Source organism: Pseudoalteromonas sp. C12FD-1 (assembly GCF_037414265.1).
Lineage (GTDB): Bacteria > Pseudomonadota > Gammaproteobacteria > Enterobacterales > Alteromonadaceae > Pseudoalteromonas.
This window is the reverse complement of the sequence record NZ_JBBEVD010000063.1, coordinates 229,488-242,092: the sequence shown is the minus strand read 5'-3', so window position 1 is coordinate 242,092 and position 12,605 is coordinate 229,488. Positions and strand designations below refer to the sequence as shown.

Annotated in this window: 10 protein-coding genes and 1 tRNA gene; 1 reads left to right on the top strand and 10 read right to left on the bottom strand. The window is 41.2% G+C overall.

Features of this window, described 5'->3' with window-relative positions:
- Positions 1 to 36: 36 nt before the first annotated feature.
- The 10 genes from WDB87_RS09610 to WDB87_RS09565 form a co-directional block, all read right to left on the bottom strand.
- On the bottom strand, positions 37 to 1,119 hold the full coding sequence (locus tag WDB87_RS09610; RefSeq protein WP_337849754.1) for a hypothetical protein: 1,083 nt from the start codon (positions 1,117 to 1,119) through the stop codon (positions 37 to 39).
- A gap of 12 nt (positions 1,120 to 1,131) precedes the next feature.
- Positions 1,132 to 1,767, bottom strand: a complete 636-nt coding sequence (nth, locus tag WDB87_RS09605; protein WP_337849753.1) for an endonuclease III — start codon at positions 1,765 to 1,767, stop codon at positions 1,132 to 1,134.
- A gap of 44 nt (positions 1,768 to 1,811) precedes the next feature.
- A complete protein-coding gene (locus tag WDB87_RS09600; RefSeq protein WP_337849752.1) occupies positions 1,812 to 2,510 on the bottom strand; it encodes an electron transport complex subunit E in 699 nt (232 codons plus the stop codon).
- Positions 2,507 to 3,145 (bottom strand): electron transport complex subunit RsxG, encoded by a 639-nt coding sequence (rsxG, locus tag WDB87_RS09595; RefSeq protein ID WP_337849751.1) that lies wholly within the window; start codon positions 3,143 to 3,145, stop codon positions 2,507 to 2,509. Before rsxG ends, WDB87_RS09600 begins: the two co-directional genes overlap by 4 nt.
- Positions 3,142 to 4,200 (bottom strand): electron transport complex subunit RsxD, encoded by a 1,059-nt coding sequence (rsxD, locus tag WDB87_RS09590; protein WP_337849750.1) that lies wholly within the window; start codon positions 4,198 to 4,200, stop codon positions 3,142 to 3,144. The genes rsxG and rsxD overlap by 4 nt, the downstream gene beginning before the upstream one ends.
- Positions 4,197 to 6,641: an electron transport complex subunit RsxC gene (rsxC, locus tag WDB87_RS09585; RefSeq protein ID WP_337849749.1), complete on the bottom strand. Its 2,445-nt coding sequence runs from the start codon at positions 6,639 to 6,641 to the stop codon at positions 4,197 to 4,199. Before rsxC ends, rsxD begins: the two co-directional genes overlap by 4 nt.
- An 8-nt stretch (positions 6,642 to 6,649) precedes the next feature.
- Positions 6,650 to 7,204 carry an electron transport complex subunit RsxB gene (gene rsxB, locus WDB87_RS09580; RefSeq protein ID WP_286244780.1) on the bottom strand — a complete coding sequence of 185 codons (555 nt, stop codon included), beginning with the start codon at positions 7,202 to 7,204 and terminating at the stop codon, positions 6,650 to 6,652.
- A 1-nt stretch (position 7,205) separates the two neighbouring features.
- Positions 7,206 to 7,787, bottom strand: coding sequence for an electron transport complex subunit RsxA (gene rsxA / locus WDB87_RS09575; protein ID WP_004589478.1), 582 nt, complete (start codon positions 7,785 to 7,787; stop codon positions 7,206 to 7,208).
- A gap of 213 nt (positions 7,788 to 8,000) precedes the next feature.
- Positions 8,001 to 9,944, bottom strand: a complete 1,944-nt coding sequence (locus WDB87_RS09570) for an EAL domain-containing protein (RefSeq protein WP_286244779.1) — start codon at positions 9,942 to 9,944, stop codon at positions 8,001 to 8,003.
- Positions 9,945 to 10,092: 148 nt separating this feature from the next.
- Positions 10,093 to 10,169, bottom strand: a tRNA-Asn gene (locus WDB87_RS09565).
- Between the two features lie 1,062 nt (positions 10,170 to 11,231).
- Here WDB87_RS09565 and WDB87_RS09560 point away from each other — a divergent pair.
- Positions 11,232 to 12,602 (top strand): MATE family efflux transporter, encoded by a 1,371-nt coding sequence (locus WDB87_RS09560; RefSeq protein WP_337849748.1) that lies wholly within the window; start codon positions 11,232 to 11,234, stop codon positions 12,600 to 12,602.
- Positions 12,603 to 12,605 lie beyond the last annotated feature (3 nt).

Below are 12,605 nucleotides of genomic sequence, written 5' to 3'. Positions count from 1 at the left end.
TGAAAAGTAATAATCAAAACTTGATATATGAGCTTACTAATACCAAGGTGTTTCACACTGGTTTTGATCCAATGCCGTTTCAACGGTATTTAGCTTTGCATTAGGGGAAAATGCTAGATTCAGCAAGTCCGCAGCACGGTCACCAATAAAACTATAATCATAAGTCTGACTGAATCCGGAATAGTGACCAGTCCCGTACCCAGACCATGTACCGTGACCCCAAGAGTCGTTATACACTCCAGAGTAACTTGAGTTTAATTGTCCTGTAGTAGTTGTGGTGCTAAAGCTTGTGTAAGCCTGTACAAGACCTAAAACAATGTTTTTTGCCAATGCAATACCTTGGGCTTGCCTTATACTTGCATATTGCTTAGTTAAATCCGCACAAATAAAATTTCTGGTAGGCAAAAAATCAAATGCCTCTGTGTGGGTTGGTTTTACTATAGCAAACCTATATACGTTTTTAGTAAGAGATCTATAAATCTCGAATTTAGGGATAAAATTAAAGAACGTCATTTCATCATCGGTATTAGTTGTATACATTAAATAAGATCGTTTCTTAATACTGCGATACATGCTAAGTTTTTTATCTTGTGTGTGGTAAAGCTCATCCCATTCATTAGCGGCTACGATAGGCATACTCGACGCTTTAAAAAAAATTTTTTTTATATTATCTTCATCAATAACCACAATTTTATTTGGGTGCTGGGTAATAGTGACTGAGATATCTTTATTATAGTCCATTCTGTTTTTACCACTTATATCAGTTTTAAATATTTTCTGAGTAATATAAGTATTACTTACAAATAAAGATTCCCAATCTTTATGTGCGTCTTCTGGTAATTTAGCTTTGTTAAGGTCTATAGAAAAACCTTTTTCTTGATAGGTAACTTTATCAGAAAAATCGGTAATAGTTGCTTGATACTTTGTATCAAATGATATTGCAGTTTGCTTTCTATCTATAAAAATTCTTTTTTCCTTTGCGGTGTAATTTATTGCAAGGCCGCGGTTGTTAAACGCGGTATAATTTTTATTACTTGAATCATCAGAACCAGTTAATACGCAACCGGTTAATAAGAACATTAAAAATAAGTGTGTTACAGCTTTTAAAATCCATTTCATGTATTTGATATCCTACATTTCAGTTTTTTCTTTAAACTCACACAAGTCTTCAATAATACAGCTGCCGCATTTAGGCTTACGGGCAACGCAGGTATAGCGTCCGTGTAGTATTAACCAGTGGTGTACGTCTACTTTAAACTCTTTAGGGACAACCTTTTCAAGTTTTTGCTCAACAGCGACTACATCTTTACCCATCGCAAATTTGGTGCGGTTTGAAACACGAAAAATATGCGTGTCTACGGCAATGGTCGGCCAGCCAAAGGCTGTGTTGAGTACGACATTTGCGGTTTTTCGGCCAACACCGGGTAGGGCTTCGAGCGCTTCGCGGTTCTCGGGCACAATGCCGTTATGTTGATCAACCAATATTTGGCACATTTTGTACACGTTTGCGGCTTTTGAATTAAATAACCCAATGGTTTTTATATAATCGCGAAGTGCATCGTGGCCTATATCTAAAATGGCTTGTGGCGTATTAGCTACTGGAAATAATTTACGTGTGGCTTTATTTACCCCTACATCGGTGGCTTGTGCAGAGAGCGTAACAGCTACTAGTAGCTCAAATGGGCTTGAGTATTCAAGCTCGGTTTCTGGATGTGGGTTTTGTTCGCGCAAGCGCGAGAGTATTTGGTGACGTTTTTCTTTATTCATGCAACTTAAAACGCATTAGCTAAAAGTGCTAATGCGTTTTCCCCTTAAGTTAAGCTAGTAACGCGTGCGCGTGGGCCTTTTTCGGCTTCTGGTGGCGTTACCTGTTTTGATTTTATTTGTGCGTCAATAACATTTTTTGCTGCTATTAACAGCCCAAGCCCTAAAAAGGCGCCGGGTGGTAAAATAGCGAGTAAAAACTGGCTATCAAAACTAAATATTTCCAAGCGTAGGCTTTGGGCCCACGGTCCAAGGAGCAAATCGGCGCCATCAAATAATGTACCTTGGCCTATAAGTTCGCGCATTGCACCTAGCACTAATAGTACGGCCATAAAGCCTAAGCCCATCATCAGTCCATCGAATGCAGACAGGTGCACAGGGTTTTTAGAAGCATACGCCTCTGCACGGCCAATAATGGCGCAGTTAGTTACTATTAGTGGAATAAATATGCCTAGTGATTGATACAAGCCAAAGGTGTACGCATTCATAAGCAGCTGAACTATGGTCACAAAGCCTGCAATAATCATTACAAATACTGGAATACGAATGTCTTTAGGCACCCAATTACGCACAATAGAAACGGTAACATTAGAGCCAACTAACACTAATAAAGTCGCTAACCCTAGGCCAAGAGCGTTAGTTACCGTTGATGTAACAGCTAAAAGCGGGCATAAGCCGAGCAATTGCACGAGCGCTGGGTTGTTAGCCCATACGCCTTCTTTATATAAGGTTTTTAACTCACTCATGGTGTTACCTCTTGGCAAGCATTAGGCTTGGCAAAAATATCGTCAAAGTTAGCTTTGGCAAATAACACGGCATTTTTTACCGAGCCAACCACGGCGCGAGGAGTAATTGTAGCGCCGGTAAATTGGTCAAACTGGCCGCCATCCTTTTTTACCGCCCAACGGGCATCGTCTTCACTTTGAACCGTTAAATCGTTAAATGTAGTGATCCACAGCGACTTTTTAACTTCTACTTTATCGCCTAAGCCGGGCGTTTCTTCGTGCTTAGTGGTACGTACGCCGGCAATGGTGCCATCAGCAAGTACGGCGGTTAATAAATTAATATCGCCACTGTAACCACTAGGTGTTATGTGCCTGATTACAAGTGCTACAGGTTGCTGATTTTTATAAGCGCGGTAAATAATTTGCTCAGGGTAAGGGCCAAGTTGTTCGTCACTCATAATTACGCAATTTGTATTGAGCTGATTATCGTAGCTGCTTGGGTTTAATACCTCTTGTAATTGTGAGGTTAGTTGCAGGCGTTCTTGCTCGGCAATTTTATCGGCGGTAAAGGCATCAATTGAGGCAACTAAGCCTGTTGTTATCAGCGCAAAGGCTGTTAATATCGCGCCATTTTTAGCCATTGATGAAATAATCATTTTACTGCTCCGTGGCCATAAGTGCGAGGTTGGGTGTAGTAATCAATCAGCGGTACAGCAATATTAATTAATAATACACTAAAGGCTACCGCATCAGGGAAACCACCAAAGGTGCGAATTAAATACACCAACAAGCCAATTAACGCGCCATAAATTAAGCGCCCTTTATTGGTGGTTGCAGCCGAAACAGGATCGGTGGCAATAAAAAATGCGCCCATCATGGTCGCGCCACTTAATAGGTGAAATACCATACCCGGCTCGGTACCAGGTGCGGCAATATAGCCAATGGCACTGCACAGCGCTAGTGAGCCTATAAAGCTTACTGGAATATGCCAGTTTATAATTTTAGCTTTTAATAGGTATAAACCACCGCCTAAAAAGCCTAGGTTAACCCATAGCCAACCAAGCCCAGCCCATTGCGAAAAAATCGGTTTTTGCATGCTTTCGCTAACCGTTAGACCATGTGCTACATCGGTTTTAACTGTATCAAGCGGGGTGGCCATGGTGAGGCCATCAACGCCGGCACGGACTTGATCAACACTAAAGCCCAGAGCGGTAAAATCGGTAAATATAAGGCGTAATTGGTCAATAAAGCCAATTGGGGCGTTAAGTAAATCGGTAACGGGTAACCACGCGGTCATTTGCACCGGAAACGAAACTAAAAGTAATATGTATGCGGCCATTGCAGGGTTAAATAAGTTAAACCCAAGCCCACCATAAAGTTGCTTTACAATCACAATGGCAAATAAACAGCCAATAATAATGACCCACCAAGGCGCCAGCGGCGGAATACTCAGTGCTAACAGCACACCAGTAAGCCAAGCACTTCCATCACTCAATGCAGGCCAAACAGGGCGTTTACGCATTAACATAATGGCTGCTTCAAATACGCTTACAGCAACAAGTGCCAGTACTAACTGAATAAGTACGCCAGTCCCAAAAAATACCACTTGCGCTATTAGCCCAGGAATACACGCAGCAATGACGGTTAGCATTAATCGCGTTAACGACTTATGGCTATGGTTGTGCGGCGAACTGGCCATGGTTAATTTCATGACTGATCATTTCCTTCTTTTTGTAACTTTTTAGCTTTGGCGCGCGCTATTGCGGCGGCCACGGCGGCTTTTTTCTTCTCTGCTGCAGTTTGCTCAGAGTCTGAACCGTTGCTGGTTTGTGGCTCATTGCTTTGTTCAGGTGCGCTGTGTTTACTTGCTTGTGATTGCTCAGCTTCTTTAGCGGCTTTTTTAGCTTTAGCGCGGGCAATAGCCGCAGCTACGGCCGCTTTTTTGTCATCAGCGGGAGGGCTTGCTTGCGAGTTTTCAGGCTCAACATTACTTGTTTTCTCAGCAGCATTTGGTTCAGCTGATTTAGCGGCTTTTTTAGCTTTAGCGCGGGCAATAGCCGCAGCTACGGCCGCTTTTTTGTCATCAGCAGGAGGGCTTGCTTGCGAGTTTTCAGGCTCAACATTACTTGTTTGCTCAGCAGCATTTGGTTCAGCTGATTGCTGGGTTTGCTCAGCTGATTTAGCGGCTTTTTTAGCTTTAGCGCGAGCAATAGCCGCAGCTACGGCTGCTTTTTTGTCATCAGCTGGGGCGGGTGCTTCATCGCTTTGTGGCTCAGCGCTTTGCTCAGCTTGCGCTGCTTTTTTCGCTTTAGCACGGGCAATAGCAGCAGCTACGGCTGACTTTTTATCATCAGCGGGAGCTTCATCTTTTTGTGGCTCAGCGCTTTGTTCAGCTTGCGCCGCTTTTTTCGCTTTAGCGCGGGCAATAGCAGCAGCTACGGCTGACTTTTTATCATCAGGTGCTGATGATGACTCGCTCTCGGCAGCTTTTTGTTCTTTATATTTACGCGCTTTTTCTTTACGTAGTGCACGCTCTTTAGCTACTTCACTGTTATCTGGCTCTAGCTCTTCACCTTGCTGTTTTTTCGCTTTGGCGCGGGCAATTGCAGCGGCTACAGCTGATTTTTCATCGCCTTTATCTGATTTATTTTTAACACGAGCGAGTGCATCTGCTACTTTTTGCTTTTCATCGTCAGATTTAGCGGCCGGTTTACGTTTATGGCGGTTTTGACGTTCTTGTTGTTCGCGCTCTAGGCGCTCTTTACGAGCGTCAAAACGCTCTTTTGCTCTATCGGCTTTAATTTTTTCGGCTTGCTGCTCTTTTATTTCTACTTTTGCTACGCGGTAGTATTGCACCAGAGGTATTTCGCTTGGGCATACATATGCACACGCACCACATTCAATACAATCAAATAAGTTGTGCTCTTGTAATTTGTCGTATTCTTTTGATTTTGCAAACCATTGTAATTGCTGTGGTAATAACGAAGCAGGGCAGGCATCTGCACAGGCACTACAACGTATACAGGCTTTTTCGGGGCCTGGTTCTGCCAGCTCTTTATGATCGGGGGCTAAAATACAGTTGGTGGTTTTAATTACACCAATACGAACAGTAGGCAAGGTAAAGCCCATCATTGGCCCGCCCATGACAACGCGCTGCTGTGGTACGGGTGAAAAACCTTGGCAATCAAGTAGGTGTTTAACTTCAGTGCCTAATAATGCCCATACATTACCCGCATTATGAATGGTGTTGCCTGTTACTGTAACAACGCGTTCAATAAGCGGTTTACCTTCGTATACTGCCTGCTGCACAGCAAACAAAGTTCCTGTGTTGTGCACTAAAATACCAATATCGGCCGGAATACCGCCACTAGGTACTTCACGGTTTGTAAGTAATTTAATTAATTGTTTTTCGCCACCTGATGGATAAACAGTAGGGACTGTTTGAATAACAATATTGGTTTTGTGCTCTGCGGCACTTTTCATAGCCGCTATGGCTTCGGGCTTATTATCTTCAATGCCAACAATACACAGTGTCGGGTTTAAAATTTGTTGCATTAGCTCAATGCCTTGCACTACTTGCTTGGCATGTTCACGCATTAACACATCATCGGCTGTTATGTATGGTTCGCACTCAACAGCATTAACAATTAAAAACTCAATAGGTTGTTTTATATCGGCTTTTACATAAGTAGGAAAGCCTGCTCCACCCATACCACTTATACCTGCTTGATGAATTATATCGACTAATTCATCGTGGCTAAGCTCACTTGGGTTAGGGGGAGGAGTCAGTTCGCACCATTGATCCTTGCCATCAGGCTCAATAATAATACTTAGCTCAGGTAAAGCCGATGGATGCGCCGAAGGCATAGAGGCAATATCTGTTATGGTACCAGAGCTGGGCGCATGTACAGGCACAGACCAATTCGCAACGGGCACGGTAAGTGCTTGGCCTTTTAATACCTGTTGGCCTTTTTCTACAATTAATTTACCGTTAGCACCAATGTGCTGTTTAATTGGTACAACTAATTTATCAGGTAGAGGGAGCCTAGCAATACGCGCACTGTTAGAGAGTGTTTTTTGTTGTGGTGGATGCACGCCGCCTGGGAATGCCCAAACAGTGCCTTTTTTAATTTGTTCAAGTAACTTTTCCACTCAAACCTCTAATCTATTTGCGTGACAGGAATGGCATCAAGTTGCCATTTCCAGTTTTGTTTTGTTTCGGCTACAGGCAGCATATCAATGCAATCTACAGGGCAGGGCTCTACACATAAATCGCAGCCGGTACATTCTTCTATTAGTACAGTGTGCATTTGGCGTGTAGCACCAACAATGGCATCCACAGGGCATGCCTGAATACACTTAGTACAGCCTATGCACTCGTCTTCGCGAATATAGGCCACTGTTTTTATCGGCTCTGCTTGCTCACCACCGGCAAGCGGTTTAGGCTCAACGCCCATTAAATCGGCCAGTTTTTTAACCGTTGCTTCACCGCCTGGTGGGCATTTATTAATTTCATCCCCGTTGGCAATTGCCTCAGCGTAAGGGCGACAGCCCGGGTAGCCACACTGGCCACACTGGGTTTGCGGTAAAATGGTATCTATTTGCTCAACAATTGGGTCACCTTCTACACGAAAGCGAATAGCTGCAAAGCCTAAAATAAGTCCAAAAACAAGCGCTAGCGAGCCAAGCGCTATCAAGGCATATATTAAGGTCATATTAAAACTTCACTAATCCGGTAAAACCCATAAACGCCATCGACATTAAGCCGGCGGTGATCATGGCTATTGAGGCGCCTTTAAACGGGGTAGGAACATCTGCAGCAGCAAGGCGTTCGCGCAGCGCTGCAAATAATACAAGTACTAATGAAAAGCCAACGGCTGCGCCAAAACCATACACGGCCGATTGTAAAAAGGTGTGATCTTCTTTTATGTTAAGAAGCGCAACACCTAATACCGCACAGTTAGTGGTGATCAGCGGTAAAAATATACCCAGTAACCGGTATAAAGTTGGGCTTGTTTTACGCACAACCATTTCGGTAAATTGCACAACTACAGCAATTACTAAAATAAAGCTCATGGTGCGCAAAAATTCGATATCTAGCGGTGCTAAAATATATTGATTAACTAAATAGCTTGTAACAGAGGCAAGAGTAAGCACAAATGTGGTTGCTAAAGACATGCCAATTGCGGTATCAAGCTTGCCTGATACACCCATAAATGGACATAAGCCTAAAAATTGTACTAATACAAAGTTATTAACTAGAACGGTTCCAATCAATAACAAGACATATTCTGTCATGTGTGCCTCGCGCTATTAAAATCCTGTGTATTATCCTTTTTTCTGCCCCGATAAACAACATATGCGAGTCGTTATCAGTTAAATAAACAGGGTAAAATAATTAAGCGATCACAAAGCTGTAAAATTTATGTGATTTTAAAGTAAGCGAAAATTAAACAGCTAAACGCAAAAAAGAGCACATGTGCTCTTTTTTACTTTAATTAAGGGTTGGTGCTAAATATCTTTAGGTTTTTCTATGTAATAACCTTGTACGCCGTCTAGGCAAAGCGTTTCTACTATGTGTTTTTCTTCTTGGCTTTCAACGCCCTCTGCAAACACACTCACACCAATGCGGTGGGCTAAATCAACCATTAGGCGCATAAAGTATTGATTGTTTTTATCATCTTCTAGGCCGCGGGTGTAACTTGCATCCATTTTAATAAAGTCGGGTTTTAAATCACGGAAAAACTTAAACGAAGTTAATCCTACACCAAAGCGTTCAACCGTTACGCGGGCCCCTACACGATGCACCATATCAATAAAGCGTTTACTGGCTTTAATATTTTGCTGTAGGCCAAACTCACTTACTTCAAATACTAATTTAGAGGCTATATGTGTATCTTTTAATAAGCGGCGTTCTAACCAAATAACAAATTGGTCGTTATGGGCGCTTGAGGCGGTTACATTCAGGCCAAAAAACTTTTCAGACAGGTTGCGGCTTTTAATTTTTTCAAGTGACGAGTCAATAATTAAGCGGTCAATTTCTATGGCCATGTCGAGCTTTTCGGCCATAGCTAAAAATGAGGCCGTAGGAAGCACTTGGTTATCTTCGGTCTTAAAACGTACTTGTATCTCTGCATAAGCCTTAATACTTTTACCCAGCGGCATAATATTTTGCATTACTAAGTGAACACGTTTTGATTCAATTACTTCGTTAATCACTTTACGCCAGTTTTGGTTACCAAACCCAGCACTTACATTATTAACTAAATCGGTTTCGCGCTGCACATGCCATGCATTTACTTGCTTAGATTGCGCCATGCTCATTGCGTTATCTACAACCGATAATAGCTCGCCCAGCGGTTTGCCTTTTTCGTAGCCTACAATACCCGTATTAGCCACAGAGCTGAGCTCCTGATTTTGCTGGTATTGAGTAAAGCGCGATTGCAGGTTTTCACCAAAACGCTCTGCTTCTTTAAGAGGGGTATTAGGTAATACTATGGCAAAGTCTGAGCTATTTAGCCTAAATACTTGGCTGCCGGTGTAAGTGCCGCTTATATGCTTAATTATATCCGCCACACCTTTAACGTAGTCATCACCTTTTTGATAGCCACGGCTTTGGTTTATTGATTGCAGCTCACTACAGCGTACAAGCGCTAGCGAGCCAAAGGTACTGCGCTCACTGTTTTCGATGTGCTTTTCGTAATATTCAACAAACATATTACGGTTACCTAATTCGGTAATAACATCTTTATAGGCTTCTTGCTTAATGCTTAGGGCAGCGTTTTGAATATCATCATTTTTATTTTTCAAAAAATGCGAAAGGCGATTAAAGCTAGGGACTAAATCTTTACCTAGTTTTTTCATTTTACTGGCATCAAGCGCGGTATCTAGGTCGTCGCCAATTTGATTTTGGTTAATGTAAATGTCTATTACATCGGCAACGGTCATGCTGATATTTTTATTTAAGCTATGAAAAATAGATTTCATTAATATGATTGGGATAATCACTAAAAAAGCAGAAATAAATATAACTATAAATAACGAGGTTTGTAGTTGCTGCGCTAAACGTTCAATGTTGAGTGTAAATTCTACTTTTATATCTGCGGCGTCGTTAACGGCAAACTGAGGACGAACCGAATTAAAGCTAGATTGAATAAATTCAGCAAACATGGGGAGCTGGGCAGGGGAGTTAACTGAAAATACTTCAGCCCCTTGGTAGTCTCTTAGTATAAAGCTTGAAAATGTTTTACCATCGCCAATCGCTTTTTTTATACTTTCAGGCGAAAGCTCTTCGCTAGTTAAACTGTTAATGTAGCGTGTTACACTGGTTTGTGCTGACGTTTGCGCTTCACTTACTGCATTATTAAAGCTTACAGAAATGAAGTAGCTTCCAGCCGCAACACATACAAGCCAAGACAGGATTTGTATAAAAATAAGTTTTTTAAAGCCAGCCATGTTATCAATCTTTTAATAGTTCAAAAGGAAAGGAATCAGGTCCTTGATCATTCAACTAATAGCAACACATTAGAATAGAAATTATGTTTTAGTTATAAAGCAGAAGAGTAGTGGAAAATTACTGAAATGTCTATGAAATTCTTATGATTGGCTCCCCCTCCCCGACTCGAACGGGGGACCTGCGGATTAACAGTCCGTCGCTCTAACCAACTGAGCTAAGGGGGAAGCGTCATGCCTTTCAACGGGGCGAAATATTAATGATGGAGGTGCAAAGTGTCAACATATAAAAGTCATAAATTTAAAAAAGAAGTTTATTCGTTGTTTTTATGTTCGATCTGCGCATTTTATAACTCTATTTAAGCAAAACACGGTAATAATTCTCTATTTAAACATGCACCAATACAAAAAAAGCAGCGAACATAAAACAGCCATTGTTTAATTTATGTGTAAAAAATCCGCTTGAGGCAATATTTACTCCGTTAAATCAGTAAATTTGTATTTAACCTTATCGTCATAAAATAAAGAATAAATTTCACTAGCAGATATTTTTGAAAAATCCAGTAGGGCAGTTTTTTCGTAATACGGCATTTAAGGAGGGCTAAACTAGCAAAGCCTTGGCTGGGAACTTTATTTTAAAAAGCTGCACAAAAACAAAACAATCAATAAGTTGCTAAATATTTACCTTAACTTATCAAGTCACTTGTATCTGCATTAGGCACGAAGATTTAGCTTAGCTTAATTTTTTGTTTGCAAGCATTGATAAGTTTTTAACTTTAGTTTTGAGCAAAGGTTGGACCTGAGCTTATTTTAAGCCAGCGCGCAAGCCTTTATAAATGCGGGCTGAGCTGAGTTATCCACGGTTTCTGTGGATAACTCTGTTTATGAAACTTTAAGAACAGTGCCCCGACCAGAGTTTTAGGGCGCTACAACGATTTCAAGCTTTTAAAACGATTTTTTTATTGCTATAAAAAACATAGAGTTATAAATGCATGCTGAACTACCCAACAACGATGAATAAATTAATTCGTTACGATAAGGATTAATATTGTGCTGTGTAAAAATTCAGCGAATTTGCAAGGTTAAATGTTAAAAAAGTAATATAAATGTTCACTTATTGTTTTTTAGCTCACTAAAGGCTTATTTGTGCACAAATGCTTAAAAATTCAACTTTAGTTATTTTTATGACTGTTGTTTTATTATCAGTGTTAAATCCATTGATAAATCCGTGGCTTGAATTGCTATGATGCTTTAAAATGGCTCGCTCAGTAATAGAGGCTAATTTATTCCATGCGCGAAACTTCACATTCTCAATCACGCCCAGATTTACTTAACGATCCCATCTTGCCTACATTGAAAAAAATGACCATCCCGATGATATTTGGCATGGTCACGCTGATGATGTTCAATATAGTTGATACATTTTTTATCAGTATGTTGGGCACAGAGCCCCTTGCGGCGGTAAGCTTTACGTTTCCGGTCACTTTTACGGTAATAAGCCTAGCCATAGGCTTAGGTATTGGCACATCAGCGGTTATAGCTAAAGCCTTAGGCAGTAATAAAATAGAAGAGGCGCGTTTTGATGCCAGTGTGTCGCTTATTGTGGCGCTTCTATTAGTTATTTTACTTTCGTTTGTTGGATATTTACTAATAGACCCAATATTCACTTTATTAGGGGCCGGACAATTAGTGCTGCCACTTATCCATGAGTATATGAATATTTGGTTTATTGGCAGTGTGTTTTTAATCACCCCCATGATAGGTAATTCGGTATTACGAGCCAGTGGCGATACTACAACACCCAGCATAGTAATGGGTGGAGCAGGGCTTATTAATGCCATACTCGATCCTATATTAATCTTTGGCTGGGGCCCAGTGCCGGCATTAGGCATTCAAGGTGCCGCTATTGCCAGTGTTATTGCCTGGGGCGTAGCGGTTATTATTATTTTGTATGTGCTGGCAGTTAAAAAGCGGTTATTAAGCTTAAAAGCCGGTAATCAAACTGCGGCAAGTGCAATTAAAAAAGTACTTAAAATAGGCTTACCCGCAGCGGGGGCTAACATGCTTACCCCAGTGGCAATGGCTGTAATGACCGCACTCGTTGCTAATCATGGACCCGAAGCGGTTGCCGCTTTTGGTGTAGGCAGCCGTATTGAATCAATTGCCAGTATTTTAGTGCTGGCCTTATCGATGACATTGCCTCCTTTTGTTAGCCAAAACTTTGGGGCGGGTAAATTAGGCCGCGTAAAAGAGGCATACATTGGTACGTTAAAATTTGTGATGATATGGCAATTTGCTATTTATATTTTACTCATTGCACTGTCGGGGGTAATAAGCCAATTATTTGGTAAAGAACAAGCTGTAATCGATGTTATTAAGCTCTTTATATACACCATACCGCTAAGTTATGGTTTTCAAGGGGTGATCATTTTATCAAATTCATCGTTTAATGCTTTACACAAACCTATGAATGCATTGTTTTTAAGTATTATTCGTTTGTTTGTTTTTTACCTGCCTTTTGCTTATATAGGCAGTATGCTAGGTGGTTTAATTGGTTTATTTATTGGCGCTGCAATCGGTAATGTATTCACAGGGTTAGTCGCGTACAAATGGTTTGTAAAAGAGCTAGATGCAATATGCAGTAACACGGTAACGGAGTAAATA